Below are 26,319 nucleotides of genomic sequence, written 5' to 3' on the forward strand. Positions count from 1 at the left end.
TCGAACAATCGTTATGTCGCTTTTACAAATTTCCGACTTGACAAGAGAGCCCCTCTTGGGGCGTGATTAGCACGTTTGAATCGAACCGGAACCAACGAAATGAGAAGCGAACAATCATGAATGCCATCTGGAAACCGACCCTGGAACAACAACGAAAAAAACGCCGCAACCGCCAGCTTTTGTTCGCTGGAATTCTGGTCAGCCTGGCGTTGACGGTTTATGCCTATATCCCCTCTTATCCCGAACCGGAAACCATTCCCACAGAACAGCCAGAAGTAGCGCAACAATTTGCGGCACAGCCGACGGAACCTGAACCGGACACTGCGGCACCGGCCCAGCCCGATAATATTCTGACCAAGGATATTACCGACGGGGACACCCTGAGTTCGATTTTCGACGGGTTCGGCATCAATCAGACCACCATGTACCAGATCCTGGCCACGGACGAACCTTACCTGGCCCTCGACGTGCTGCGTCCGGGCAATAAGCTGACTTTTACCCTGGACCAAACCACCCGCCAGCTGCTGACTATGGAGTTGTATATCCATCCCGGCAAGCAGGTCATTTATCAGCGGGTCGATGACGAGAATTTCGAATATCAAGAGATCAACCTGCCCGGGGTCTGGGAACAGGAATTGCTCAGCGGTGAAATCCAGGGCAGTTTTTATCTCTCCGCAATGGCGACCGGGCTGACCGAGAACGAAGCCGCCAACATTGCCGACATGTTTGAAAGCCGCCTGGATTTCTGTCGCGAAATCAGAGCCGGCGATCACTTTGAAGTCGTCCGCAGCCGCCAGTTCGTCAACGGTGAGTTCAGCGGCCAGAGCCAGATCCTGGGGGCACGAATCAGCGGTCGCAACTATCGTCACGATGCCTTCCTGTTTGATGACGGCAACTACTACGACCATGACGGGAAAAGTCTGGCGCGGGCTTTTCGACGCTACCCCTTTGCCGGTCATTATCCGGTCAGCTCATCGTTTAACCCCAGACGCCTGCATCCGGTCACGAACCGGATATCACCGCATAACGGCACCGACTTTGCCATGCCCATCGGCACCGCTGTCCTTGCCGCCGGTGACGGCGTGGTTACCCGGGTCAAGAATCACCCCTTTGCCGGGAAATATATTGAAATCCAGCATGGAGGGAATTATCAGACCCGCTATCTGCATTTAAGCCGGATCATGGTCAAACGAGGCCAGCATGTAAAAAGAGGGCAACAGATCGCCCAGTCGGGCAACACCGGGCGATCGACCGGGCCCCACCTCCACTACGAGTTGCATGTCAAAGACCGGGTGGTTAATCCGCTCAGGGCCAAGATCCCCATGACCGCAGCGATCCCCAAAGCCAAACTGCCGCAATTCAGCGCCCGGGTTTCCGAGCTGACCGCGCTGATGAACAGTCGGGATACTGAACATCAACAAATTGCCACCAGCCATTCCGAGTCCAACCACGAATCCATCTGAGCAGGGAAGCAGTCCGCCCCACCACCGGCCGTTCAGTCTCTGCCTGCTGACCGGTGCAACAATCTTCTTGTCGCCGGCAAAAAAAGTGCTATGATACAGGGGTCTTGTAATAGCAGGCCGCTACCTGAGAGCAATGAATCTCCACGTTTCAGCCGTATGCGTTACTTGAGAACTTCAGTCCCATGGGCGGCTATGACAGCCGCCTTGCCAGATCCTGCCTTACTGCCGTAACGATTCGTCGTAGCGACGGGACAGCTGGTGGCCGATGACGTCCTCCACGGAATTCTCTTCTTTTGTGCTGTTGTTGTTTCAACAAAGAAAGGAGGATGTCAACCATGGCCCCAATCAAAAAACTCACCGCACCCCTCTGCCAGGAAATAGAAAGTCGCATCGCGGCCAGTCTCCAACCATTAGCCCAGGAATACGGCCTGACCTTCGAAATGCTGAAAGGCAATCTCTACCCTGACGGAACCACCTTCGGAGCCCGCTGTCAATTTGCGGTTCCGGAGCGGCAAGCCACCGCCGCCAGCCAGAAGGAGGAAGAGGACTTTCTCTGTTATGCCGAGAGCTTCGGCATGCGCGCCGAATGGCTTGGCAAGAGCTTTGAACGGGGTAATTTCAGCTACAAAGTGGTCGGCCTGAGAGTTGGCGCTCCGAAGGAATGCGCCATCCTGGAAAGAACGGACGGAGCCCGTAGTTATGAGAACGGCGCCCTGGTCGCAAAATACCTGGCTTGAGTCGTCAGCAGGGTCCAGGCTGCCGGTCTCAGATCTTTATAACGCAGAAACAACCGCTTATATTCACTAATTAAAATCCTTCTTGGACAAATTTCTATTTGCAACCGGGCTCACGCCAAAGGTAAAATAGAACAAGGTTATTCTCAGTTATTCAAAGAATCAATATCAGTTACACTTGTTACACACGGATGACTTTGCCCAGCAAAGAGTTCATCAAGCAACATGGTCTCGGTTTGTCCACCTGCTTTCAAGTGCGTTGCTCATGACGGGTTACGTACCGCGACAACAACTACAAGGAGGTCATATGGCAAGTAAAAAAAGTTTTCTTCTGGTAATGGTTCTCAGCCTGTTCCTGGTCAGCACTGCCTATGCTGGAGCAGATCTTGATGCGGTCAAAAAGAAAGGCTTTATCCAGGCTGGTGTCAACGGCGGCGTGTTCGGCTTCGGCATGCCAGATTCAAAAGGTGTCTGGAGAGGACTGGATGTCGATACGGCACGCGCCATTGCTGCAGCAATTTTCGGTGACGCAGACAAGGTGAAATTCACCCCCCTGACCGCGCAGCAACGTTTCACCGCTCTGCAGTCCGGTGAAATCGATGTCCTCACCCGGAACGCCACCCGGACCCTGACCCGCGAAACACAGCTCGGCTTGAACTTTGTTGCCGTCAACTACTATGACGGCCAGGGCTTCATGGTCCCGAAAAATCTTGGTGTCAAAAGCGCCAAGGAACTTGACGGCGCAACGGTCTGTGTCCTGCCCGGGACCACCACGGAACAGAACGCTGCCGATTACTTCCGCTCCAACAAAATGGCTTGGAAACCGGTCGTTATCGAATCAACCACCGAGCTGGCAAAAACCTTCTTCGCCGGCCGCTGCGACGTATTGACCTCGGATGCCTCCCAGCTGGCCGGGACCCGGGCCATCGCTCCGAACCCCAAAGATTACATCATCCTGCCGGAGATCATCTCCAAAGAGCCCCTGGCACCGGCGGTACGCCACGGTGATGACCAGTTCAGAGACGTGGTCGATTTCTCGGTACTGGCCATGATCAATGCCGAGGAACTGGGGATTACGTCACAAAACGTGGACGAAATGCTTAACAGCAAGGATCCGGCCGTTCAGCGCTTCCTCGGGGTGACCCCGGGTAACGGCGCCGCTCTGGGCCTGGATGAGAAGTGGGCCTACAATATCGTCAAGCAGGTCGGTAACTATGGCGAAGTTTTTGAACGGAATGTCGGGGTCAATACCACTCTCGGTCTGGAGCGCGGACTGAACGCCCTGTGGACCAACGGCGGCCTGATGTATTCACCCCCGTTTAAGTAACCTGACTGTTTTTTAATTGTCAACGCCGCTGAAACCTCGGGTTTCAGCGGCACCCCCTCTATTTACATTTGTTTATTGTTATCTGTCATGCGGGGTATGCCACTTGAAAAAAAAGCTCACAGCTGAACAATCGGGCAACGGCAAGGTTGCGTTCTGGCGCGACCCGGACAAACGTGCTCTGTTTTTCCAGTTCATGGCGTTGTTGATCGTCGGCGGCGTCAGCTATTACCTGTTTGCGAATACCCAGGCCAACCTGGCTCGACAATCGATCGCCACCGGCTTCGGTTTTTTGGAAAAAGAGGCTTCCTTTGAAATTGCTGAGTCGATTATCCCCTACTCGGCTGCCGACACCTATGCCAGGGCGCTGCTGGTTGGTGCGCTCAACACCATCAAGGTCGCATTTGTCGGAATTGTTCTGACCACTATCCTCGGCACCATCATCGGGATTGCCCGGCTGTCCACCAATTGGCTGATTTCCAAACTGGCCGCCGGGTTCATCGAAGTCATGCAGAACATTCCAGTCCTGCTCCAGCTGTTTTTCTGGTATGCCCTGTTTTATGAAGCCTTTCCATCACCGCGCCAGGCGCTCCATCCTTTTGCCGGACTCTTCATCTGCAACCGTGGCTTGATTTTTGCGATTCCGCAAGCCCATGCCGCCTACCCGGCCATGGGCGTGGCCTTGCTCGCGGTGGTCATCGGTGGCTGGTTTCTTAACAAATGGAGTCATAAACGCCTCGACCGGACCGGAGAAATGTTCCCTGCGTTCAGAGTGACCCTGGCCGCAGTCATCCTGCTCCCGCTGCTGGTTTGGCTCGCCTTCGGCGCGCCCACGGCCATGGACATGCCCCAGTTGCGCGGTTTCAATTTTACCGGCGGGTTGACCGTAAGCCCGGAGTTTACCGCCCTGCTGATGGGCCTGGTCCTGTATACCTCGGCCTTCGTGGCGGAAATCGTTCGCGCCGGCATCCAATCCATCGGTCGCGGCCAGATTGAAGCGGCCATGGCCATTGGCCTGCGCCCCGGCCGGGTTCTGCAGCTGGTGGTGCTGCCCCAGGCATTGCGCGTCATCGTCCCGCCGTTGACCAGTCAGATGCTGAACCTGACCAAAAACAGCACCCTGGCCGTAGCCATCGGCTACGCTGACTTCGTGGCTGTCACCAACACCACCATCAATCAGACCGGTCAGGCCATTGAGGGCGTTGCCCTGATCATGGTTGTTTATCTGTTCTTCAGCCTGTCCACATCCCTGTTCATGAACTGGTACAACAAACGCACAGCGCTGGTGGAGAGATAATCATGGCAACCCAAGCCCCAAGTAAAAGAGCCTATCTGAAACCGCCGGTCACCGAGGTCGGCGTCATCGGCTGGCTGCGCAGCAACCTTTTCAACACCTGGTACAACTCGCTGTTGACCATTCTGGTGATTGCCCTGCTGGCCTGGCTGCTGCCGCCGTTGATCCGCTGGGGGTTTATCGACAGCCTCTGGAACAGCTCGGCGGAAGCCTGCCGGGAGACGGACGGAGCCTGCTGGTCGGTCATTCCCAACAACATCCGCTTTATCATCTTCGGATTTTTCCCCTCAGGTCAGGAATGGCGACCGACACTGGCCATGGTTCTGCTCCTTGGCATGGTGATCTATTCCCGTGACCGCTCCCGCTGGAAACGCTCGCTGTTATTGCTGTGGGGGATCAACCTGGTCGTGATGGGCGTGCTCATGCATGGCGGGATTTTCGGTATGCCGAGTGTGGATACGGCCCAATGGAGCGGCTTGCCCCTGACCCTGATGCTGTCCTTCTTCGGCATGGTTGCGGCCTACCCCTTCGGTGTCCTGCTCGCTCTCGGTCGCCGTTCGGATCTGCCGGCCATCAAGACCCTCTGTGTCATTTATATCGAAATGATTCGCGGCGTGCCGCTGATCAGCCTGCTCTTCATGTCCTCGGTGATGTTTCCACTGTTCCTCCCCGAAGGGGTCACCATCGACAAAGTCCTGCGCGCGCAGATCGCCATTATCCTGTTTACCGCGGCCTACATTGCCGAGGTCGTGCGCGGCGGCCTGCAGGCCATTCCCAAAGGGCAATACGAAGCCGCCGATTCCCTCGGCCTGAATTACCGCCAGAGCATGCGGCTGATCATTCTGCCGCAGGCGCTGAAAATCGTAATCCCGCCGACGGTGGGAATTCTGCTCTCTGCCTTTAAGGACACGTCCCTGGTGGTCATCATCGCCCTCTACGATGTTCTGAAGACAACCAAGGTGGCCTTGTCCAATCCGCTATGGACGGGTTATTCGACCGAAGCCTATATTTTTCTGGCCCTGCTGTATTTTGCTTTCTGCTATGCCATGTCAAGCTACAGCCGCAAACTGGAGAAAGAACTGCACACTGAACACTGAGCTGCTGATTTTGGAATCTTACCTTCGAGCGAGACTGATATGACGACTTCACCTGCAGACCAAACACCCCTGGAGCAAGCCGGCCCGATTGTGGAAATCCGGGAAATGCATAAATGGTATGGGGATTTCCACGTCCTCAGCAATATCAATCTGACGGTTCAGTCGGGGGAACGGATCGTGATCTGCGGCCCGTCAGGCTCCGGCAAGTCGACCCTGATCCGCTGTATCAACAGGCTGGAAGAGCATCAGCGCGGGGAGATCATTGTCAACGGCATAGAGTTGACCAAGGACATCAAAAATATCGAAAAAATCCGCACGGAAGTGGGAATGGTGTTCCAGCACTTCAACCTCTTCCCACACCTGACCATCCTGGAAAATCTCACCCTGGGCCCGATCTGGGTGCGCAAGACCCCGAAGAAGGAAGCGGAGGAAATCGCGCTGCAATACCTGGACAAAGTGCATATCGCCGAGCAGGCTCTGAAATACCCGGGCCAGCTGTCAGGGGGGCAGCAGCAACGGGTCGCCATTGCCCGCAGCCTGTGCATGAATCCGAAGCTCATGCTGTTTGACGAGCCGACCTCGGCATTGGACCCGGAAATGATCAAGGAAGTGCTGGATGTCATGATCGATCTGGCCAAGGAAGGGATGACCATGATCGTGGTCACCCATGAAATGGGCTTTGCCAAGAGTGTTGCCGACCGGGTCATGTTCATGGATTACGGGGAGATTGTCGAACAGAACAAACCACAGGAATTCTTCGACAACCCGCAACATGAGCGCACCAAACTGTTCCTGAGCCAGATCCTTTAGCAGGCGAACAGCCCTCAACACGACGGGCACAGCGACAAAACCAGAGGAACGGCTCTCTGCCGTGGTGACTTGGCAGGGCGGAAAAAACCAGCCGGCTATTTGCGGTCGAAAAATGCCAACAGTTTCCGGTTGGTCCATTTCAGATGGGCATCCATGCTGGCCTTGGCTCCTTCACCGTCACAAGCCCGGATCGCCTCGAAGATCTCCCGATGCTGCTGATGGATCAGTTGCAGATTCTCCTTGCGCCCGAAGGTGGTTTCGACCACCGGCTGGATGAATTCCGCGGAAAACTCAAAAATATTGGTCACCACATGAACCCGCAAAAAGTTTTGCGATGCGTGGGCCACGGCCAGGTGAAAAGCCTGGTCGGACTCCCAGGAGAAGGACAGCCGCCCGGAACGGGTGTGGAAATCATCAAGGCAGTGGGCAATTTTCTGCAGATCATCCTCGCTCCGCTTAAGAGCCGCGTGATAGGCGCTGAATTGTTCGATATCCCGACGCAGTTCATAGAGCTGGACGATCTTGCTGACATCCCCTTGAATCAAATTTTTCAGTGGTTCCTTGCGGAAGGTGGTATCCACCGACTTGACAAAATTCCCCTGCCGCTTGCGGATTTCGATATAACCAAGGGTTTCCAGGCGGTTTAACGCTTCCCGCAGAGAAGAGCGGGCAACGCCGAGCAGGTCGATCAGTTTGCGCTCGCCAGGCAGCTTATCCCCGGGTTGCAGCTGGCCGGCGACAATCAGCTCGATAATCTGTTCGCAGATCTGCTCGGAGACCTTTTCGACCCGGATCTGGGCAAAGGGTTCGGTCATGACCTGGCTGTCCCCTTCCCGAGAAACGGTTGCTGCGGACATATGGCTTCAAATCGATTCAAAACGGTTCTGTTCCCTGTTTTTGCGAGCTTTGGCCGGGTCAAAGATCTGCCCGTTCATAGCGACCCAGATCCCCTCGGGCAACAGTTGTACAGCGGTCAGAGCACTGGCAACGTTGTAAATGGCGTCGGTATAACGGAATCTGGCCGGCTGCATGGCCCCGGTCAGGACCACGGTTTTCCCGACGACCCCGGCCAGGGACAATGCCGTATCGATCATCGTGTCGGTGCCGTGGGTAATGACAATGCGACTGGCCGGACTGTTCTCAACCGCCGCCCTGATCAACAGGCGATCCTCCGCCGTCATGTCCAGGCTGTCTTTGCGCAGCAGCGATCTGACTTGGTAATCAATGGTCAGATTGGCTTCCGCGAGGACGGTCCCGATCTGCGGTTCACCGATTTCATAGCTGCTTTTGGCATCGAAATAGATTTTATCAATGGTTCCACCGGTGGTGATGATTTCGATCTTCATCGTTGTCCCCCGAACAAAGGCTATTCATGCGGTTTCAGGAGCAGGGCGTAACCGGCAACCAGGGCTTCGACCATTTTCTTCCGCCCACTGGTCACCAGGCGCTGTACGGTGCCACGCGAAACGCCCATCTGCTCACCCGCTTCAGCCTGAGTCAGTCCTTCCCGGTCGCACAGACTCAACGCCTCAAGTTCATCGGCTTCCAACTCCAGAGTCTGCAATTGCGACATCGGGGTTCCGGCCGGCTTGAACAGATGATCATTGGGCCGTCGCGAAGGGCAGCAATTCCTCGGTTTTCTTGGTCGTGGGGTCATATCTTGGCATTCATCCTGGCAAAAATCTTCATGTCCGCAAATCGTTCGGCAGCACGAACCGTTTATTGAGCAAATGCACAATACTGGTTGTTGAGTAATTATGTCAACTCTTGAGGAAAATGTCAGCAACTCTCTTGTTCCGGTTCGTTCAGATGAAACCGACAAACGCCCGTCCTGCGGCTGGTCAAAAAGTGCGGAGAATCGGATAAAACCTTAAAGATACTTCATTATTTTAAACACTTACTGAATAAAGTTGTTGATTTTTTTCTCATTTTGAAAAAAAATACAGTTTGCTGAAAAAATCGAAAAGCCCGTTGTTTTCAAAGATGAAAGCAGCATAGTATTAAAATTGGTCGCGCAATGATGCCGCCAATGTCCGGATCTTCAAGAGGCAATACCGGCAGGCGGTTTTTATTTTCCCCCCTGACACCGATAGAACCGCATTCTAAAAACACTCAAGAGGAGGAACCATGAAACGACTGATCACCACCCTGTTCTCTTTTTGCCTTGCCCTGCTCATGGCAAGCCCATTGCTGGCAGCCGACACCATCAAGATCGGCTTCAACCTGCCGCTGACCGGGGATATTCCGGAAGTCGGTGAAGGCTCCAAGAATGCCGCTGAAATGTACCTGGCCGACATTAACGGCGCCGGTGGCCTGGAAGTCGGCGGCAAAAAATACAAGCTCGAATTCATCTACATGGATAATGAATCGAAAGCCGAATCGGCTGTTAACGCCGCGCTCAAGCTCATCGAGCAGGAGCAGGTTGTGGCGATCATCGGTCCGAACTCCTCCAAGCAGGCGGTTCCGGCCGGTGGAACCTGTAATGACAACCGCGTCCCCATGATCAGCCCCTGGTCGACCAACCCCGATACCACCAAAGATCGTCCCTGGGTCTTCCGGGCCGCTTTCCTCGACCCCTTCCAGGGCCCCGTGGTGGCTGATTTTGCCGCCAAGAAATTCGGCGCCAAAAACGCCGCCGTGCTGTTTGACATCTCCAACGACTATTCCAAAGGGCTGGCCGAAATTTTCAAATCCTCCTGGGAAGCCAAAAAACTCGGTCCGGTGGTCGCCTTCGAATCCCATGGCACCAAGGACCAGGATTTCTCGGCTCAGCTGACCACGATCATTGCCGCCAAACCCGACTTCATCTTTGTCCCGGATAACTACAACCAGGTCGCCCTGATCATCCAGCAGGCCCGTGACCTCGGCTACAAAGGCCCGTTCATGGGTTCCGATGCCTGGGGCACCCCGGACCTGATCAAACTCTGCGGCGAAGACTGCTATGGCCAGTACTTTTCCACTCACTATGCTGCGGCCGGCGCCAAAGGCGCAACCAAGGTCTTTATCGACCGCTACATGGAAAAATACGGTTCCGAACCGGCTGACTACGCCGCTTTGACCTGGGACTCCATAGGCCTGCTGATGGAAGGCATCAAGAACGCCGGCAAAGTCGACAGCAACCCGCGGAAAATGCGCGCCATGATTCGTGACGGCCTGGCCGCCATCAAATCCTTTGACGGAATTACCGGTTCCTCCAAGTTTGACGCCCAGGGCGACCCGATCAAGTGTGCCGTGGTGGTCAAGATCTCCAACGAAGGCAAATTCGTTTTTGAAGAATCAGTCTGTCCCTGATATTTTAATTTGCTAGTTCGCACCGGGCGGGGGTCGACAGACCCCCGCTTTGCTGTGCTGTCGCCGGCTGCTCCCGCGCGCCGCTGCGTTGCCAACGTTATGCCCAAGGAAGGACCTCCGTGGATTTTATTTTTCAGAATGTGTTGAATGCCCTGCAATGGGGTAGCTTTTATGCCCTGATCGCCTTGGGGTATACCTTGGTTTACGGGGTATTGCGCCTGATCAACTTCGCCCACGGCGATATCTTCATGGTTGGGGCCTATATTTCCTTTTTTGTCGCCGGATTCCTGCTCAAACCGGTCTTCGGCCTGTCACCGGTCTTCGTTTTCGCCCTGACCGTTCCGATCACCATGTTCCTGACCTCCTGTGTCGGGGTGACCCTTGAGCGCATCGCCTATCGCCCGCTACGCCGCAAAGGGGCCCACCGGCTCTATGTGGTCATCACCGCCCTGATGTGCGGGCTGATCCTGGAATATTCCAACCTGGCCGTGCTCGGCGCCAGTCGGCTGAAGTTTCCGGAGCTGATCGAGAAATCGATCTGGAACATCGGCGGCATTACCGTCACCAATCTGAAGGTGCTGGTCATCGTGACCGCGGTGGTGGTCTTCCTGTTCCTGCAATGGGTGGTGACCAAGACCCGCATCGGCATGGCCATGCGCGGGATTTCCTACGATAAATTCGCCATCCCGCTGATGGGAATCCCGATGGACAACATCATCGTTTTCACCTTTATCCTCGGCTCGGGGTTTGCCGGTCTGGCCGGACTGCTATTCGCCATGAGTTACCCGGTGCTGGAGCCGTTCATGGGGATGCTGATCGGCTGGAAAGCTTTTATTGCCGCGGTGGTCGGCGGCATCGGTGATATCAAAGGAGCCTTTGTCGGCGGCTTTCTGCTCGGCTTCATCGAGGTCGGGGTGGTCACGGTGTTTCCGTCCACCTACCGGGATCTGTTCGCCTTTACCATCCTGCTGTTGATTCTGTGGATCAAGCCGACCGGACTGTTCGGCATGCCGCAGTCAACCAAGATATAGTTGGGGGAAGCGATGATGAAATATTCTCTCAACATTCTGCTGGCCCTGTTTGCTGCCGGGTTGCTGATGCTGGCCTACTTCGGCCTGATTGACAACTATATCCAGATTGTCGCCATGACCATCGGCATCAACATCATCATGTCCACCAGCCTCAATCTGGTCAACGGCAACATGGGTGAATTCACCTGCGGTCATGCCGCTTTCATGTGCGTCGGCGCCTATATTTCATCGGTTCTGTCGGTGGTCTGCTTCGGCTCCAAATTCGGCGCGCCGCTGCTGCCGGCATCCACGGTGCTGTTTGCTTTTCCCATTATCCTCCTGATTGGCGGATTCGTCGCCGCCCTGTCCTCGCTGCTGGTCTCGGTCCCCTCCTTTAAGACCCGCGACGACTACCTGGCGATCATTTCCATCGCCGTCAACTACATGATCATCTCGGCCTTGGAAAACATGGACTTTATCGGTGGCTCGCGCGGCTTTCAGGGGATGAAGGATACGGTCTGGGCGATGATCGACATTTTCGACGGCCCCTGGATGCTGTTCTGGGTGGTGGTCTTCACTTTCCTGACGGTCTGGGTCATCCGCCGCTTCATCACCTCCACCTACGGCAAAGGCGTCAACGCCATCTGCCAGGACGAGGTCGCTGCCGAGATCATGAGCGTCAACACCAACAAGATCAAAATCGTCAATTTCATGGTCGCGGCCGGACTGGCGGGCTGTGCCGGCGGGCTTTACGCCCACATCATCGGCTATGTCAATCCGCAGTCCTTCAATATTCTCAAATCGACGGAAGCGATGGTGATGGTTTATCTTGGCGGGATGGGGTCGCTGTCCGGCGCGATTATTTCCGCAATCCTCTTCACCGGGCTGCTGGAAGTGCTGCGTTCCCAGGCCATTATCGACGGGTTGATGTCACCCTTCACCATGGTGTTTCCCGATTGGGAACCCTCGGCAGGCGTTATCAAGTGGGTGATGATCCCGTTGTTGCTGGTCATCGTTATGCAGTTCCGCCCGGAAGGGATTATGGGGAACCGCGAACTGGCCGACATCTTCCCTTGGCTCAAAAAATTCTACAGGTTTAAATGATGGCACAGACACAAGTACAGACGAGCGCGAGCGCGGTCCCGGTCCTGGAGGTCCGCAACATGACCCAGCAGTTTGGCGGACTGCGCGCCGTGTCCGATTTCAATGTCAGCTTGAAGCTTGGCGAAATGACCGGACTGATCGGCCCTAACGGCGCCGGAAAAACCACGGTCTTCAACCTGGTCAGCGGCTTTTACCAGCCCACCCAGGGGCAAATTTTCGTCAACGGCAAACCGACCGCCGGCCTCAAACCCCACAAGGTCACGGCCCTGGGGGTGGCCCGGACCTTTCAGAACATCCGCCTCTGGAACGATATGACGGTGCTCGACAATATCCGGGTCGCCCAGCACTATCAGCTCGGCTACGGTTTTTTTCACAGCGTGCTCCGCAATAAACGTTACAAACAGCGCGAAGCTGAGGTCCTCAAAGAAGCCGAAGAACTGCTGGAGATCTTCGATCTGAAACGCTTTGCCGATGAACTGCCGAAGAACCTTCCCTACGGGACCCAGCGCAAACTGGAAATTGCCCGGGCGCTGTCCAGTCATCCGCAGCTGTTACTCCTCGACGAACCGGCTGCCGGCCTCAACTCCTCCGACGTCAAGGAACTGATCCGGCTGGTGCGCTGGATTCATGAAACCTTTGAGGTCAGTATCTGGATGATTGAACACCACATGGATGTGGTCATGGAGTTGTGCGACCAGATCAAGGTCATCGATTTTGGTGAAACCATTGCCGAAGGCACGCCTGACCAGATCCGCAACCATCCCGCGGTCATAACCGCCTACCTGGGAGATGATAATATCTGATGCTTTTGGAAGTCGAAAACCTCGAAGTCAAGTACGGTAACATTCAGGCCCTGCACGGAATCAGCTTCCACGTCAACGAAGGTGAAATCGTCACCCTGATCGGCGCCAACGGTGCGGGGAAGACCACCAGTCTCTACACCATTGCCCGCCTGCCGCCGCCGGAAGCTCCGCGGGTAGTCGGTGGTGATATCAGGTTCCAGGGTGAATCGATCCTCAAGACCCGGCCGAGTGATGTGGTCAAAAATCTGCATTTGGCGCTTTCCCCGGAAGGCCGGCGGATCTTTGGCAACCTGACGGTGATGGAGAACCTGCAACTGGCCACCTATTCCCGGGAAAAGGGAGCTGACCTGAAAAAGGAATACGACTACGTCTTTGAACTGTTCCCCCGCCTCAAAGAGCGCCACAACCAGCGCAGCGAATCGTTAAGCGGTGGCGAACAGCAGATGCTGGCGGTCGGCCGGGCGCTGATGACCGGCTGTAAAATCCTCCTCCTCGACGAACCGAGTATGGGCCTGGCGCCGGTTTTGAAATATGAACTGTTCCGCAAACTCAAACAGCTGAACGAAGAGGGCATGACCATCCTGCTGGTGGAACAGAACGCCAATCTGGCATTAAATCTTGCCCACCGCGGTTACGTTCTGGATACCGGCCATATCGCTGCCGCCGGCACCAGCAAGGAACTGCTCGGCAATCCGGAGGTCAAGAAAGCCTACCTCGGCGGTTGAGTATCCACAACGCTGCAAACCCGCGATAATTAGTTGGCATCAGGAAACTCCGGATGCTAACGCATAAGTTTTCAGATTGGAAACGAGAAATTTTTCGTTGTGGCAAGGAAATCAAGGGCTTATGCGGAGGCGTAGTTCTGTACGCCGCACCAATAAGCCCGCAGATTGACACCGCCACGGCGGAAAAGGGCCGTTTCCGGATGAAAACTAATTAAGCCATGCTTTTCTGTATGGCTTTTTGTTTTCCGGTTCGTTGATGACAAACCCCACCGCCGCACACGACTTTTTCTGATCATTTGCAGCGAAAAAAACTACCCTATTCAGTAAAAGAAGCTTATTATAACAATCTAACAACAATATTTTCTTATCTCACTCTTTTTCCAGGGATTCAACAGGAGCTTCAACATGCGTTCTTTTTCACTCAGAACCAAACTCATTGCGGGTGGCGTTCTTTTCCCGGCAGCCTTGCTGCTGGGACTATTTATTACCTTCTACCACCATGAAAAGACCTCGACTGTCGATGCAGTGGTGGCCAAATCGAGAATCCTGGCCAGAACCCTTGAATCGACTCGGATGGAAATGGAAGACAAATGGAACATGGGACTGTTTAATGTCGGCCAACTCAAAGAATGGGCCGACCAGGGGCACACCGACAAAGTGCTGGCCAGTGTCCCGGTGGTGACCGCCTGGCAAGCGGCCATGCGCAAGGCCACCGAAAGCGACTATACCTTCAAGGTCCCCAAATTCCAGCCGCGCAACCCCAAGAACACCCCGAATGCAATTGAAAGCAGAGCGCTGCAGACCATGAAACAGCAGGGTCTGGACGAGTATTACGAGATCAATCCACAGACCAACGCCGTCCATTATTTCCGGGCGGTCTATTTGGCCGATTCGTGCCTTTATTGCCATGGTGAGCCGGCTAAGTCCGCTGAGTACTGGGGGAACAATCAGGGGCTTGATCCCACCGGCGTCAAAATGGAAGGGTGGAAAAGCGGCGAGATGCACGGGGCCTTTGAAATCATCCATTCCCTGAACGAAGCGGATACCGCGCTGGCCTCGACAATGAGCTGGTCCGGCGGTCTGTTTGTCGTATTGCTCGCTGTCGCCGGCGGCCTGATTGCGCTTTTCACCACTAAAGCGGTGGTAAATCCGGTTCGTCAGACCATGGAAATGATTGAAGGGCTCGAACATGGCCAACTGGATAACCGAATCGACACCAGGCGCAAGGATGAGTTGGGTCGGCTGGCCCGGGCCATGAACGGCTTTGCCGACAACCTCCGCGACGAAGTGCTGGGCGCATTCAATCACCTGGCCAACGGCGATTTCAGTTTCGAGGCCAAAGGATTGATTGCGGCCCCGCTAGCCAAAGCCTGCCAGGGCCTGACCACAGCCATGCAGACGGTCAAAGAAGCCAGCGAGCAGATAGCCTCAGGTGCCATCCAGGTCGCAGAGACCAGTTCTTCCCTGGCCAACGGCGCAACCCAGCAGGCGGCGGCCATTGAAGAGATCTCGGCGTCCATGACCCAGATGAACGAGCAGACCACCAACAACGCCGACAATGCCACAACCGCGAATAAGCTCTCGGTTGAAGCCCGTGAAAATGCCGCAAAAGGGAATGAGCAGATGCAGGCCATGGTCGACGCAATGGAAGAAATCAAAACCTCTTCCCAGGATATCAGCAAGATCATCAAGGTCATTGACGAGATTGCCTTCCAGACCAATCTGCTGGCGCTCAATGCCGCGGTCGAAGCCGCCCGGGCCGGTCAGCACGGCAAAGGCTTTGCGGTTGTTGCCGAGGAGGTTCGCAACCTCGCCGCCCGCAGTGCCAAGGCCGCCAGCGAAACCACCGCTCTGATCCAGGGCTCGGTCGACAAAACCAATAATGGGGCCGCGATCGCCGAACAAACCGCCGAATCCCTGGCCCAGATCGTCCAGGACGTCACCAAGGTCTCTGACCTGGTTGCCGAAATTGCCGCGGCCAGCCACGAACAATCACAGGGGATTTCCCAGGTCAACGAAGGGCTGGCCCAGTTGAATGATGTCAACCTGCGCACGACCTCGACCTCGGAAGAAAGCGCAGCCATCGCTGAACAGCTGTCCGGCCAGACCTGCGACTTACAACAAATGCTCGGCCGCTTCACTCTGCAAGGGGAAAGAAAAGCGTCTCCCCCGCTCCAGGCCAAGCCGGTCATGACAACCCCGAAACCAGCGCAGCCGACTCAGCCGCAATCGCGCAAGGCCTTGCCTCAACAGGCACGGGCTGCCAAGCAGTCTGCCGCACCGAAAAAAGCCGAAGAATGGGGCGGTATTCCGGCCAAGCCCGTCATCAAGCTTGACGATGACGATTTCGGCAAATATTAAGGTTCCTCAGCAGCTAAACGGGGAGCATCCCCCATCCGTGACCAAATGTCTGCAACAGCAGCGCCTCGGCGATCACTTCGCCGGGGCGCTGCTGTTTTCGAGACGGCCGCAACGTTATGAAAACTGGTAACCTGTCCCAAAATTCGGCATAATCATAAGAATCTCGGAAACACCCCACGGAAAGAATATAACCATGCAGGACATCCAAATCACCGGCGAGGTCAGCATCCCCTACCAGGAGATCGAACTGGCGGCCATCCGCTCCCAAGGCGCGGGCGGACAACATGTCAACAAAGTCGCCAGCGGCATTCACCTGCGCTTCGACATTCGCAATTCGTCACTGCCCGACGAGGTCAAAAGCCGGCTACTCGCCATCCAGGATCACCGGCTGACCAAAAACGGGCTAATCGTCATCAAATCCCAGCAGGCCCGCAGCCAGGAGCAGAACCGGATCAACGCCCTGACCAGTCTGCAAAACCTGATCCGCACGGCCCTGGTCAGACAAAAGCCGCGGCGCAAAACCAGGCCGACCAAAAGCTCCCAGGAAAAGCGAGTCACGGTCAAGAAACTGCGCGGCAAGGCCAAACAAATGAGACAAAAAGTGACCGAATAGCCGTTCCCAGCGGAGCCGCCAGGCCTCAGGCGGAGATAATCCCAATAGAAAAAACCGGGTTGACAGTGTTTCACTGCCAACCCGGTTTTTTATTGCAACCTCAGCGACCCCACCTCGGGCGTCACAACGCCATAGACTGAGGGATAAACAGGACAATTTGCGGAAAGAAAATAAATAACAACATCAAAACCATCAATGCGAACAGGTAAGGCAGAACGGTCACCGATAATTTCTCGATTTTGACGTCCGATATATTACAAGCAACAAACAGGCACAGCCCGACCGGCGGGGTGATCTGCCCAATCGACAGGGTAAACACCAAGAGAACACCGAAAAAAATCGGATCGATGCCAACGCTCTCGATCACCGGAAAAAAGATCGGCGTCATCAGCACAACCGCCACCGCATTATCCAGAAAGGTGCCGACGATTAACAAGGAGATACAGATCAGGATCAGCAGAATGGTCGGCTCCCGGGTAAAGCTCAACATCAGATCGGTCAATGCCTGGGGAATCTGCTCACTGGCCAGCAAATAGCTGAAACAGTGGGCGGTTGCGACAAGGAACATGATAATTGCGGAACTTTTGGCCGTATTCAAAACAACCTGATAAACCTTTGCCCCATCCAATTCCCGGTAGATGAACACTCCGACAATCAACCCATAGGCAACCGCCACAACCGCCGCTTCGGTCGGGGTAAAGATCCCGCCATAAATGCCGCCAAGGATAATGAGCGGCATGATCAATGCCAAAGAGGCACGGTTAAAGGCTTTCCAGGTGTCTGCCAGGTCGACCGGCTGTTCTTTTCCATAACCGTTTTTCTTAGCCAGTCGATAATTGATGATCATCAACGTGACGCTCATCAGCAAACCGGGAATAATTCCGCCAAGAAACAGCTTACCGACGGATGACCCGGTGACCACACCATAGAGAACCATGGTGATGCTGGGTGGAATCAGCAGGCCGATGGTCCCGGATGCCGCGGCACAGGCGGCCGAGAAATCCTTTGAATAGCCTTTTTCCTTCATCGAAGGGATCAAAACAGAACCGATCGCCGCCGTCGTTGCCGGCGCAGAACCGGAAATGGCCCCAAAAAAGGTACAGGCCGCGGTCGTAACATGGGCCAGTCCACCACTGAAGCGGCCGAAAAAACAACTGGCCAGGGCCACCAAGCGTGCGGACACCCCGCCAAAGGACATGATATTGCCGGCCAGGATAAAAAACGGAATCGCCATCAGGGTAAAAGAATCGACCCCGCCATAGGTCTTTTGCACCAGGACCATGATCGGCACGTGGCTGTGGAACAACAACGCAATCATGGAAGAGAGACCAAGGGCAACGGCAATGGGAACACCGAGCAAGACGCAGGCGAAAAAGCTCATAAACAACGTTGGTCCCATGGATTTATTCTCCTTCTTCCGCAGGTTTCAAGAGCTCCCTGACATGACTTCCGGCATGCATGATGATATTCAAGGTCATGAAGAGACAGCCCAGGGGCACAGCCAGATAGATGAGCCCGATCGGCAAAAAATCCATCGATGCCGAGACCTGATCGAGTTTAAAAACCCTGATCGCGACCGAGATCCCTTCAACCACCAGCATCATCAAAAAAGAGAGGCTTAAAAGATCCCCGAAAAGAAAGAGGGCGGCTCTTACCCGGGAACTTTTTATATAGTTGATAAAAAGGTCGACGTTGATATGAGTCCGTTCATGAAAAGCCACGCTGGCACCCAAAAAAGTCACCCAGATGAAAAAATAACGGGCCAGCTCTTCCGACCAGGAAAGGGATTCATGCAGGGCATAACGAAAAATAATTTGAAAGAAAATAATCACGGTCATGAGCATAAAGCCAATGGTGATCACCTTTGACAAAATCGAATTCACAATCGTATTGAAAGATCTGAGTAATTCCATAAATGACTCACTTGGTGTGCGAAAAAGGGGGAGCGCTCAGCGCAGCAAGCTCTCCCCCTTTATTTTGCACAGGCCCGAAAGACTGTTATTTGACGTTTTTGATTTTGGTGACCAGATCACCAAATTTATCCGCATGCATCTTGTAGACAGCCTCGGAGGCCTGTTCAAAAGAAGCGCGCTCAGCAGTATTGACTTGGATCAGATCTTTGAGTTGCTTGAGCTGGGAGGCCTCCAGATTCTCGACCTCCTGCCGCATCCAGACCGCAACCTCTTGAGCTGCATCCAACAGTATTTTTTGCTGTTCCGGCTTGAGCCCAGAGTAGATAATCTGACTCATGACCAAGGGCTCTGACACATGGATATGCCTGGTCAGGGACAGATACTTCTGGACTTCGTAAAACTTTTGGGTCAGAACGTGAGCCACCGGGTTTTCCTGGCCGTCAACAGTTCCCAGTTGCAGGGCGGTGTACAGTTCGCCAAAGGACATCGGCGTTGCGGAAGCCCCGAAAGTATTAAAGGTATCGACAAAGACATAGCCGCCCGGGGTGCGGATTTTCAGACCTTTCAGGTCGGCAGGTGTATTGATCGGCCCTTTGGAATTGGTGATATGCCGAAAGCCGTTTTCCCAGTAGCCCAGCACCACCAGCCCTTTCTGGGACAGTTTATCGGACAGGAACCGACCGATGTCGCCATCCAGAACCTTGCTGACATGGTCAATATCGCGGAAGAGATAGGGGAGGTTTAAAACTCCCATGGTTTTTTCAAAGCTGGACAGCAACACGTCCGAAGTCAGAACCAAATCAACGGTTCCAAGCTGGGCACCCTCAACCATCTGCCGCTGTTTTCCCAATTGGTCGGCTGGGAAAACCAGGATTTCCATGTCGCCGTTCGATCTCTCCTCAACCAGTTTTTTGAATAACAGCGAGCCTTCATGATAATGATGATTCAGCGCTCCGGTATGGGCCAATTTAAGCTTTGTTTTGGCAAAGGACACTCCTGGCAAAGCCGCAAAGAAAACGAAAAAGGCAACAAAAGAGCAGACCAACAATCGTTGAACACGCATAATCATTCCTCCATTGGAAAAAAAATGTTTTAGTTTTCGTTCTTCTTCAGATCTGGCAATCATCTTGGAATGGATTTTGGTAGCTATTGAGCAAGGATGAGGCCAATTTTTCAGGCCAATCGGCAACGGCCCGAATATAAAATGGTTTTTTGTTTTTTAAAGGCAGGGGGATAGAAAACCGGCAGGCTATGCAAAATGTCATAGCCACTTTGAACAACTCATTTTTACTCTTAAATATCAAGACGTTAAAACGGTATACAGTTTGTCCGGATTATTACAAAGGATATAGCTGCAGAAGAAGAGCTGCCAAACGGATATAAAAACCGGCCGAGGCCCTCTTATCGCCGCTTTTGAACAGGTAAAAAAGTTGTCATGACAAGGAAACGCCGAATGAAGAAACCTGTCTTTACCGTCGCGCTGCTACTGCTGACATTAATTTCCGTCGGCTTCTGGGTCGCGCAGATCCTCGGCAAACAGAATCAACGGGAGCTGCATACCCTGGGTATTGAGTCCCTGGCAAACCAGCTGAATCATACCATCAAGCAGCGAATGGAGATGGCGCAGCGGCTGGCTCTTGATTCCGTCGCCGTCAACTCTCTGAAGGCTCCGCCAAAATATCAGGATCTGAATTCCGTCTTCGACACAGCAAATCTGGTGGCCAATACCGACCTGATCTATGTCATCAACGATGCAGGGACCGTTGTCGCCAGTTCCGACTCGCCCGATTCCCCTCTGGTCGGTCGAAACTACACGTTCCGCCCCTATTTTCAGGAATCCATCCAGGGTAAGCCCTCAATCTTTCCGGCGGTCGGGGCGTTCACCGGGCAGCGCGGACTGCACCTGAGCGTTCCGGTTTTTGTTGAGAGCAAAACCCACCCGGCCGGCGTCCTGGTCCTTAAAATCGGCATCTCCGAAGTGGAAGATATTCTCGATCAGCGAGAAGAGAAAATTGCCTTTGTTTCCCCGGACGGGATTGTCCTCTCCAGCAACCAACCGGAGTGGTTATTTCATTCCACCCGCAGCATCCCCCTGGCAACCAGAGAACGGTTATTGCGGACAAGGCAGTTCGGCTTCAAAAAAATTGTACCTCTGCCCTTTGACAGCTCCCGGAATTGGGCGTGGATTGATAATAAAAAATACGCGATCGCCCATACGCCTATCATCATTCCGGGCTGGGAGCTGGTGTCCTTCAGCGATGTCAGTATCGTCAGACCCTTGCCAAACCTTTACAAGGTCCTGATCATCTCTTCGCTGAGCGTGACCGGAGCGCTGGCCTTACTGACAATCTCTCTGCTTTACAGCGTTCAGCGCCGGAAAAAGACCGAAGTCATGCTGATAAACGCAGAAAAAAAATATCGGAGCATCTTTGAAAATGCGGTCATGGGGATCTACCAGAGTTCCATTGAAGGAAGATTCGTCGAAGCAAGCCCCTCCATGGCAACGATTCTCGGCTATGACAGCCCGACGGATCTTATTCACGGCATCAATGACATCAAGCACAACCTGTATGCCAATCCGGAAGATCGCACGGTCTGGGTCAACCTGTTACGGGAAAAAGGCTGGGTCAACGATTTCATCACCCGCTTTCGGCGCAAGGACAATCAACTCATCTGGGTCTCGCTCTCCTGTCGCCTGACCCAGGGGATTGATAACAATGAGGATATGATTGAGGGATTCTGCCTTGATATTACCGAGAAAATCAAAGCCCAGAAGGAAGTTGAGAGCCAACACGCACAGCTGATTCAAGCCGATAAAATGATTACCATGGGCATTCTTACCGCAGGCGTTGCCCATGAGATCAATAACCCGAACACCTACATTATCTCCAGTGCCGAAATTCTGTCTGACGCCTGGTCGAGCGCCGCCCATATCCTGGAAGAATATTACCGGGAGCAGGCGGAGGACTTTCTGATCGGCGGCATGCCCTATACAACGTTCAGAGAAAACCTGCCGGCGCTGAGCGGACGGATCATTAACGGTTCACGCAGAATCAACAGAATCATCAAGGAGCTGCTGAATTATTCCCGGAAAGACACAATCGGCACAAACGAGCTCGTTGATGTCAACCGGGTGATGACGTCGGTTGAAACCTTGCTCAACAGCACCATCAGAAAAAGCACCAACCACTTCAGTATGCAGCTGGCCCCGGAATGCCCCCTGATTAGAGCCAATTTCCTGAGGCTTGAGCAGGTTGTCATCAACATCATCCAGAACGCCTGCCAGGCGCTTCCCGACCCCAATCGGGCCATCGTTCTCAGCACCGGGTATCTGCCTGAGACTCATGAGGTGGTCATCGCCTGCAAAGATGAAGGGGTTGGTATTTCCCAAGAGAATCTCAATATGATCACCGAACCGTTTTTTACCACCAAACGGGAATTGGCAGGAACGGGGCTCGGCCTGGCCGTCTCCTCTTCGATCATGCGTGATCTTGGCGGAACCATGACTTTCGAATCGCAAGTAGGACAAGGAACAACCGTCTTTTTAAAATTTCCCGAAGAACAGAAAAACAGCTAGGAGGCTCTGATGAGAAAACTTTCGCACAAACCCCTCCCCATTCTGGTCGTTGATGATGAGCAGGATGTGCTCGAATCCTTTCGACTGGCCTTGCTGTCTGGCGGGTTGCCTGCTGTCACCACCTGTGCGGACGGGCTGAAAGTCATGGATATCCTGGAACAGAACAGGGAAATATCCGTGATCCTGCTTGACCTGATGATGCCGAAAATTAACGGCCAGGACCTTCTGGAACAGATCATCGGCGCTCATCCGGGAATCCCGGTCATTGTGATCACCGCCATCGATGACCTCCAGACGGCGGTCAACTGCATGCGCCTGGGAGCCTTCGACTATCTGGTCAAACCGGTAGAAAAACATCGGCTGGTTTCCAGCGTCTTCAGAGCACTGGAAATTCTTGAGCTGGGACGCGAAAACCGGGCGCTGAAGGAGAGTTTCCTGAATGACAGCCTGAACCATCCCGAGCTTTTTGCACCGATTGTCGGTCGCTCGACCGCGATCCTGAAACTCTTCAAGTACATTGAAGCCATTGCCAAATCAACCGAGCCCGTCCTGATCAGCGGAGAGACCGGGGTCGGCAAGGAATTGTTTGCCCGGGCCGTTCATAACGCCTCCAATCCGGCAGGACCCTTCATCGCAATCAATGTTGCGGGCCTGGATGACCAGACTTTTTCAGACACCCTCTTCGGGCACCGCAAGGGAGCATTTACCGGCGCCGAAAGTCAACGCGACGGGCTGATCAAAACAGCGGAAGGGGGCACCCTGTTTCTTGATGAGATAGGAGATCTCAGCCTGATTTCCCAGGTTAAGCTGTTACGCCTGCTACAGGAGCAGGAATATTTTCCCCTCGGTTCCGATCTGCCCAAAAAATCAACCGCCCGCATCCTGGTGGCAACCCATTGCGATCTGGGCAAGACGGTTCAGGACGGAAGCTTTCGGAAAGATCTCTTCTACCGGCTGCAGACTCACCAGATCTGTATTCCTCCGCTGCGCAAACGCAAGGAAGACCTCCCCCTGCTGGTGGATGAACTGCTTGAGCGGGCGGCTAAAAAACTGCAGATCAACAAGCCTTCTTACAGCAATGACCTGTTGGCGATTCTGCTGAACTATGATTTCCCCGGCAATATTCGCGAGCTGGAAACCCTTCTTTTTGACTGTGTCAGTCGCAGCCAGGGAGGGCGCTTATCAATAACGACAATTCATGACCGCCTCACCAATACGGCAAGCAGCCTGTCCAGTGCTCGTCATGACAGCCAGAAAGACGGCCTGTTTGACCAATTTTCCGTTCTGCCGACATTAAAAGAGGCCACCCAGCAACTGATCAAGACCGCTCTGGAACGCGCCAATGGCAACCAATCCCTTGCCGCGCGCTTTCTCGGCCTGTCCCAACCCGCTCTCAGCCGCCGCCTGAATCGCGAAAAGGACAGATCAGCAACCTGTCACGATGACCTGTGACTCATTCATCAGCGTCGCCAATGCCCACTGGAGAAGGCATTGGCGACGCTAAAAAGGCTTATTACATAGGTAATGATCATGACCTCCCGAATAATCGGGATAACAAGCTAATATTCCTAGTTTTTCTTCTTGCCAGCCAATATCCCCATAACAATCTGCATTTTCCCCGCCCCCAAAAGACCCATTGAAACATCCGTTTTATCAGCAGGTTATAGATTTCTTACCGTTTGGTACAGCTGCTGCAATCCCCTAAGACAATGCATCGAACTTTCATCTACCGGAATGGATTGAAAGACGGTCAAGAGATAACGCCACAAGCGTTTATCAACTTACGAATCGTTGCGTTGGAGGATGAGCTATGCAACCAGCAACACACCAAGAAGGGCTTCCTCTGCAGGGGATTACCGTACTTGAATTGGGCCAGGTCATTGCCGGTCCGTTCTGTACCCGACTCCTTGCCGACATGGGAGCAAGCGTCATCAAAGTCGAACCCCCCGGCAAGGGCGATCCGATTCGCTCATGGGGAAAATCGCATAACGGCAGCACGGCCTGGTGGTCGGTCCATGCGCGGAATAAACAAAGTCTGACGCTAAATCTGAAACATGAAAAAAGCCGGGAGCTGGTTCTCAAACTAGCAGCCCAGGCGGACATCATTGTTGAAAACAATAAACCCGGACAGCTTGAAAAATGGGGCGTTGGTCCTGACGCTCTCGAACAGGTCAATCCACAGGGAATTCTGGTGCGGATTTCCGGCTATGGCCAAGCCGGCCCCAAAAAGGATCGGCCTGCATTCGGCGTCATCGGCGAATCCATGGGCGGGCTGCGCTATTTGACCAACCATGCCGCCGGGGTCGCAGATCACCTGCCGCCAGTACGAGTGGGTATCAGCATCGGCGACAGTCTCGCGGCCATGTACGGGGCCATGGGTGCCTTAGCCGCCTTGAACAAGCGGAACCAGGCAGAGGAGAAAAGCTTCCAGGTCATTGACGTTGCCCTGTCGGAATCGGTCCTGAGCGTTATGGAAGGCTGTCTCCCCGAGTTTGGCCTGTTTGGAGCAATACGCCAGCCCACCGGTTCATCCCTGCCCAGCTGCGCTCCGACCAATGCCTACCCGACGGCAGACGGCCGCTTTATTCTGATTGCGGCCAACTCCGACCCGCTCTTTGCCAATCTCAGTAAAGCCATGGGCAAACCGGAGCTGGCCCAGGATCCGCGTTATTCGACAAATCCGGAGCGGGTGAAACGCATGCCCGAACTCGACGCGATGATTGCCGCCTGGACTCGTCAATATACCCTGGATGAGCTGGAAAAACTGATGGATGAGGCTCCGGTGCCCGCCAGCAGAATATTTACAATGGAAGATATTGCCCAGGATGAACAGTACCACTACCGCAAAATGGTGGATGAGGTCGAAGACCCGATTCACGGAAAGGTGCTCCACTACGGGGTCATGCCGATGTTCCAGGGAATCGATCGCCGGCAGATGATCCGCTGGGCCGGACCAAGCCTTGGCCAGCACACCGATCAGGTGCTGAGCGAACTCGGCTATAGCGTTGAAGATATTGCCGAACTCCGTGCCGAGGGGGTGATATGAGAGGAGCTATCGATATTACCTGCAAAGACGCTGTTCAGATTATCGAAGTGGCACCCCGCGACGGTTTTCAGGCGGTCAAGCAAATCATTCCGACGGAAACCAAGATCAAAACCATCACGGATCTTTACGCCACCGGCTTTAAGCGCATGGAAATCGGTGCTTTTGTCAGCCCCAAGGCCATTCCGCAGATGGCTGACATCCGCGATATCATCCCGGCAATTCCGCCGGAGACCTTAGCCGGGGCAGCGGTTCTGATACCCAACACCAAAGGTGCGGAGTTGGCTTTGCAGGCCGGGATAACCAATCTGGTCTACGTTATCTCGGTTTCCGAAAGCCATAATCAGCACAATGTGCGCCGCAGCACCGATGAATCCTTTGCGGATTTTGCCAACCTGCTGACCAGTATTGATCGCACCAAGGTCCGGCTGCGGCTCGACCTTGCCACCAGTTTCGATTGCCCCTTTGAAGGGAGAACCGAGCAGTACAAAGTTATCGCCGCAGCCAAAAGAGCCAAGAAGCTCGCTGCTGATATCGAAATAGGTATTTGCGATACAACGGGCAGGGCCACCCCCGATCACGTTTTTCAACTCTTTTCAGCATTGCGTGAGCAGGTCGACCAGGACCCGGCCAGTTGGGCTTTTCACGGCCACGACACCTTCGGGATGGGGGTGGCAAATGCCGTCCACGCCTACTATGCCGGGATCAGAACCATTGAAACCGCGGCCGCCGGACTCGGCGGGTGCCCTTTTGCTCCAGGTGCCAAGGGGAATACCGCAACCGAAGATCTTGTTTATACTTTTCACAAGATGGGCATCGCTACCGGAATTGACCTTGCTGCTCTGCTTGCCACCAGCGACGAGATTTACGCCATCGATCCCCCTTCCGCAGGCGGAAGAATCAGAACGCTTCCCAGAGAGCATGTTTTCGCCTGACCGCAACGCCAGCCCGCCTGCCGCCGAGAAGTTCAATCAGCGGCAGGCGATTTCTTCTGCGCTGAATCGAGCATCAGAGCGGGCCGAAGAAACCGAACGCAACCAGCACCTGCAGAACCAAGACAGAGGCATGCCATCAACTGCCTTGAACAGGGGCGGTCACAGCTTCCTTCGCAGCAAATATTATTTTTCAATCGGCTGTAAAAATGCGCTAACATGACT

General features: G+C 54.2%; 24 protein-coding genes. 18 read left to right on the forward strand and 6 right to left on the reverse strand.

The annotated features are described in order from the left end of the window. The first annotated feature begins 116 nt into the window (after nt 1–116). The 6 genes from N909_RS23615 to N909_RS0104295 all read left to right on the forward strand — a co-directional run bounded on the left by N909_RS23615 (nt 117) and on the right by N909_RS0104295 (nt 6,722). A complete protein-coding gene (locus N909_RS23615) occupies nt 117–1,463 on the forward strand; it encodes a peptidoglycan DD-metalloendopeptidase family protein (protein WP_051689514.1) in 1,347 nt (448 codons plus the stop codon). A gap of 335 nt (nt 1,464–1,798) precedes the next feature. Further along, nucleotides 1,799–2,200, forward strand: coding sequence for a hypothetical protein (locus tag N909_RS0104275; protein WP_029911888.1), 402 nt, complete (start codon nt 1,799–1,801; stop codon nt 2,198–2,200). Nucleotides 2,201–2,504: 304 nt separating this feature from the next. Continuing rightward, the gene (locus N909_RS0104280) at nt 2,505–3,524 is read left to right on the forward strand and encodes an amino acid ABC transporter substrate-binding protein (protein ID WP_051689515.1); all 1,020 of its coding nucleotides are present in this window, start codon (nt 2,505–2,507) and stop codon (nt 3,522–3,524) included. A gap of 103 nt (nt 3,525–3,627) precedes the next feature. Next, nucleotides 3,628–4,818, forward strand: a complete 1,191-nt coding sequence (locus N909_RS0104285) for an amino acid ABC transporter permease (protein WP_029911895.1) — start codon at nt 3,628–3,630, stop codon at nt 4,816–4,818. 2 nt (nt 4,819–4,820) lie between these two features. Next, on the forward strand, nt 4,821–5,912 hold the full coding sequence (locus N909_RS0104290; protein WP_029911898.1) for an amino acid ABC transporter permease: 1,092 nt from the start codon (nt 4,821–4,823) through the stop codon (nt 5,910–5,912). A 39-nt stretch (nt 5,913–5,951) separates the two neighbouring features. Beyond that, nucleotides 5,952–6,722 (forward strand): ATP-binding cassette domain-containing protein, encoded by a 771-nt coding sequence (locus tag N909_RS0104295; RefSeq protein WP_029911901.1) that lies wholly within the window; start codon nt 5,952–5,954, stop codon nt 6,720–6,722. Nucleotides 6,723–6,817: 95 nt separating this feature from the next. Here the strand turns inward: N909_RS0104295 and N909_RS0104300 are convergent, their stop codons facing one another. Genes N909_RS0104300 through N909_RS0104310 form a run of 3 tightly spaced genes read right to left on the reverse strand, consistent with a single transcriptional unit; the run spans nt 6,818 to nt 8,379 of the window. Further along, nucleotides 6,818–7,579 (reverse strand): FadR/GntR family transcriptional regulator, encoded by a 762-nt coding sequence (locus N909_RS0104300; protein WP_029911904.1) that lies wholly within the window; start codon nt 7,577–7,579, stop codon nt 6,818–6,820. 6 nt (nt 7,580–7,585) lie between these two features. Beyond that, nucleotides 7,586–8,068: an asparaginase domain-containing protein gene (locus N909_RS0104305; protein WP_029911907.1), complete on the reverse strand. Its 483-nt coding sequence runs from the start codon at nt 8,066–8,068 to the stop codon at nt 7,586–7,588. 20 nt (nt 8,069–8,088) lie between these two features. Beyond that, on the reverse strand, nt 8,089–8,379 hold the full coding sequence (locus tag N909_RS0104310) for a DUF134 domain-containing protein (protein ID WP_029911909.1): 291 nt from the start codon (nt 8,377–8,379) through the stop codon (nt 8,089–8,091). A 470-nt stretch (nt 8,380–8,849) separates the two neighbouring features. Between N909_RS0104310 and N909_RS0104315 the strand changes: the two genes are divergently transcribed. The 7 genes from N909_RS0104315 (at nt 8,850) to arfB (ending at nt 16,629) form a co-directional block, all read left to right on the forward strand. Further along, nucleotides 8,850–10,013 carry an ABC transporter substrate-binding protein gene (locus N909_RS0104315; RefSeq protein ID WP_029911911.1) on the forward strand — a complete coding sequence of 388 codons (1,164 nt, stop codon included), beginning with the start codon at nt 8,850–8,852 and terminating at the stop codon, nt 10,011–10,013. Between the two features lie 119 nt (nt 10,014–10,132). Further along, nucleotides 10,133–11,044 carry a branched-chain amino acid ABC transporter permease gene (locus tag N909_RS0104320; protein ID WP_029911914.1) on the forward strand — a complete coding sequence of 304 codons (912 nt, stop codon included), beginning with the start codon at nt 10,133–10,135 and terminating at the stop codon, nt 11,042–11,044. Between the two features lie 12 nt (nt 11,045–11,056). After that, entirely contained in the window at nt 11,057–12,127 is a 1,071-nt protein-coding gene (locus tag N909_RS0104325; protein WP_029911917.1) for a branched-chain amino acid ABC transporter permease, read from the forward strand. Beyond that, the gene (locus N909_RS0104330; RefSeq protein ID WP_051689516.1) at nt 12,127–12,930 is read left to right on the forward strand and encodes an ABC transporter ATP-binding protein; all 804 of its coding nucleotides are present in this window, start codon (nt 12,127–12,129) and stop codon (nt 12,928–12,930) included. The genes N909_RS0104325 and N909_RS0104330 overlap by 1 nt, the downstream gene beginning before the upstream one ends. Further along, nucleotides 12,930–13,655, forward strand: a complete 726-nt coding sequence (locus tag N909_RS0104335; RefSeq protein WP_029911924.1) for an ABC transporter ATP-binding protein — start codon at nt 12,930–12,932, stop codon at nt 13,653–13,655. Before N909_RS0104330 ends, N909_RS0104335 begins: the two co-directional genes overlap by 1 nt. A 405-nt stretch (nt 13,656–14,060) precedes the next feature. Continuing rightward, a complete protein-coding gene (locus tag N909_RS0104345) occupies nt 14,061–16,016 on the forward strand; it encodes a methyl-accepting chemotaxis protein (protein ID WP_051689517.1) in 1,956 nt (651 codons plus the stop codon). A gap of 193 nt (nt 16,017–16,209) precedes the next feature. Beyond that, nucleotides 16,210–16,629, forward strand: a complete 420-nt coding sequence (gene arfB / locus N909_RS0104350) for an alternative ribosome rescue aminoacyl-tRNA hydrolase ArfB (RefSeq protein WP_029911929.1) — start codon at nt 16,210–16,212, stop codon at nt 16,627–16,629. Nucleotides 16,630–16,750: 121 nt separating this feature from the next. Here arfB and N909_RS0104355 read toward each other — a convergent pair whose 3' ends face one another. The 3 genes from N909_RS0104355 to N909_RS0104365 form a co-directional block, all read right to left on the reverse strand. Continuing rightward, nucleotides 16,751–18,028, reverse strand: a complete 1,278-nt coding sequence (locus N909_RS0104355; RefSeq protein ID WP_029911932.1) for a TRAP transporter large permease — start codon at nt 18,026–18,028, stop codon at nt 16,751–16,753. A 4-nt stretch (nt 18,029–18,032) separates the two neighbouring features. Next, nucleotides 18,033–18,542 carry a TRAP transporter small permease gene (locus N909_RS0104360; RefSeq protein WP_051689518.1) on the reverse strand — a complete coding sequence of 170 codons (510 nt, stop codon included), beginning with the start codon at nt 18,540–18,542 and terminating at the stop codon, nt 18,033–18,035. An 85-nt stretch (nt 18,543–18,627) separates the two neighbouring features. Further along, a complete protein-coding gene (locus N909_RS0104365) occupies nt 18,628–19,605 on the reverse strand; it encodes a TRAP transporter substrate-binding protein (protein WP_029911937.1) in 978 nt (325 codons plus the stop codon). 390 nt (nt 19,606–19,995) lie between these two features. Here N909_RS0104365 and N909_RS24385 point away from each other — a divergent pair, with 390 nt between their 5' ends. The 5 genes from N909_RS24385 (at nt 19,996) to N909_RS0104390 (ending at nt 26,317) form a co-directional block, all read left to right on the forward strand. Then, entirely contained in the window at nt 19,996–22,119 is a 2,124-nt protein-coding gene (locus tag N909_RS24385) for a sensor histidine kinase (protein ID WP_051689519.1), read from the forward strand. A 9-nt stretch (nt 22,120–22,128) separates the two neighbouring features. Beyond that, nucleotides 22,129–23,571 (forward strand): sigma-54-dependent transcriptional regulator, encoded by a 1,443-nt coding sequence (locus N909_RS0104375; protein ID WP_029911943.1) that lies wholly within the window; start codon nt 22,129–22,131, stop codon nt 23,569–23,571. A gap of 358 nt (nt 23,572–23,929) precedes the next feature. Then, nucleotides 23,930–25,165 carry a CaiB/BaiF CoA transferase family protein gene (locus N909_RS0104380; RefSeq protein WP_029911946.1) on the forward strand — a complete coding sequence of 412 codons (1,236 nt, stop codon included), beginning with the start codon at nt 23,930–23,932 and terminating at the stop codon, nt 25,163–25,165. Continuing rightward, entirely contained in the window at nt 25,162–26,097 is a 936-nt protein-coding gene (locus N909_RS0104385) for a hydroxymethylglutaryl-CoA lyase (RefSeq protein WP_029911949.1), read from the forward strand. Before N909_RS0104380 ends, N909_RS0104385 begins: the two co-directional genes overlap by 4 nt. Then, the gene (locus N909_RS0104390; RefSeq protein WP_029911952.1) at nt 26,084–26,317 is read left to right on the forward strand and encodes a hypothetical protein; all 234 of its coding nucleotides are present in this window, start codon (nt 26,084–26,086) and stop codon (nt 26,315–26,317) included. The genes N909_RS0104385 and N909_RS0104390 overlap by 14 nt, the downstream gene beginning before the upstream one ends. The last annotated feature ends 2 nt before the right edge of the window (nt 26,318–26,319 follow it).

This window comes from Pelobacter seleniigenes DSM 18267, assembly GCF_000711225.1.
Classification (GTDB): domain Bacteria; phylum Desulfobacterota; class Desulfuromonadia; order Desulfuromonadales; family Geopsychrobacteraceae; genus Seleniibacterium; species Seleniibacterium seleniigenes.

What these genes read in the sequence shown, in the direction of transcription:
- N909_RS0104310 (WP_029911909.1), bottom strand. Translation starts at nt 8,379, where the DNA reads ATGACCCCACGACCAAGAAAACCGAGGAATTGCTGCCCTTCGCGACGG.
- N909_RS0104335 (WP_029911924.1), top strand. Translation starts at nt 12,930, where the DNA reads ATGCTTTTGGAAGTCGAAAACCTCGAAGTCAAGTACGGTAACATTCAG.
- N909_RS0104390 (WP_029911952.1), top strand. Translation starts at nt 26,084, where the DNA reads ATGTTTTCGCCTGACCGCAACGCCAGCCCGCCTGCCGCCGAGAAGTTC.
- N909_RS0104275 (WP_029911888.1), top strand. Translation starts at nt 1,799, where the DNA reads ATGGCCCCAATCAAAAAACTCACCGCACCCCTCTGCCAGGAAATAGAA.
- N909_RS24385 (WP_051689519.1), top strand. Translation starts at nt 19,996, where the DNA reads ATGAAGAAACCTGTCTTTACCGTCGCGCTGCTACTGCTGACATTAATT.
- N909_RS0104365 (WP_029911937.1), bottom strand. Translation starts at nt 19,605, where the DNA reads ATGCGTGTTCAACGATTGTTGGTCTGCTCTTTTGTTGCCTTTTTCGTT.
- arfB (WP_029911929.1), top strand. Translation starts at nt 16,210, where the DNA reads ATGCAGGACATCCAAATCACCGGCGAGGTCAGCATCCCCTACCAGGAG.
- N909_RS0104305 (WP_029911907.1), bottom strand. Translation starts at nt 8,068, where the DNA reads ATGAAGATCGAAATCATCACCACCGGTGGAACCATTGATAAAATCTAT.
- N909_RS0104300 (WP_029911904.1), bottom strand. Translation starts at nt 7,579, where the DNA reads ATGTCCGCAGCAACCGTTTCTCGGGAAGGGGACAGCCAGGTCATGACC.
- N909_RS0104345 (WP_051689517.1), top strand. Translation starts at nt 14,061, where the DNA reads ATGCGTTCTTTTTCACTCAGAACCAAACTCATTGCGGGTGGCGTTCTT.
- N909_RS23615 (WP_051689514.1), top strand. Translation starts at nt 117, where the DNA reads ATGAATGCCATCTGGAAACCGACCCTGGAACAACAACGAAAAAAACGC.
- N909_RS0104360 (WP_051689518.1), bottom strand. Translation starts at nt 18,542, where the DNA reads ATGGAATTACTCAGATCTTTCAATACGATTGTGAATTCGATTTTGTCA.
- N909_RS0104315 (WP_029911911.1), top strand. Translation starts at nt 8,850, where the DNA reads ATGAAACGACTGATCACCACCCTGTTCTCTTTTTGCCTTGCCCTGCTC.
- N909_RS0104385 (WP_029911949.1), top strand. Translation starts at nt 25,162, where the DNA reads ATGAGAGGAGCTATCGATATTACCTGCAAAGACGCTGTTCAGATTATC.
- N909_RS0104325 (WP_029911917.1), top strand. Translation starts at nt 11,057, where the DNA reads ATGATGAAATATTCTCTCAACATTCTGCTGGCCCTGTTTGCTGCCGGG.
- N909_RS0104295 (WP_029911901.1), top strand. Translation starts at nt 5,952, where the DNA reads ATGACGACTTCACCTGCAGACCAAACACCCCTGGAGCAAGCCGGCCCG.
- N909_RS0104330 (WP_051689516.1), top strand. Translation starts at nt 12,127, where the DNA reads ATGGCACAGACACAAGTACAGACGAGCGCGAGCGCGGTCCCGGTCCTG.
- N909_RS0104290 (WP_029911898.1), top strand. Translation starts at nt 4,821, where the DNA reads ATGGCAACCCAAGCCCCAAGTAAAAGAGCCTATCTGAAACCGCCGGTC.
- N909_RS0104280 (WP_051689515.1), top strand. Translation starts at nt 2,505, where the DNA reads ATGGCAAGTAAAAAAAGTTTTCTTCTGGTAATGGTTCTCAGCCTGTTC.
- N909_RS0104355 (WP_029911932.1), bottom strand. Translation starts at nt 18,028, where the DNA reads ATGGGACCAACGTTGTTTATGAGCTTTTTCGCCTGCGTCTTGCTCGGT.
- N909_RS0104375 (WP_029911943.1), top strand. Translation starts at nt 22,129, where the DNA reads ATGAGAAAACTTTCGCACAAACCCCTCCCCATTCTGGTCGTTGATGAT.
- N909_RS0104380 (WP_029911946.1), top strand. Translation starts at nt 23,930, where the DNA reads ATGCAACCAGCAACACACCAAGAAGGGCTTCCTCTGCAGGGGATTACC.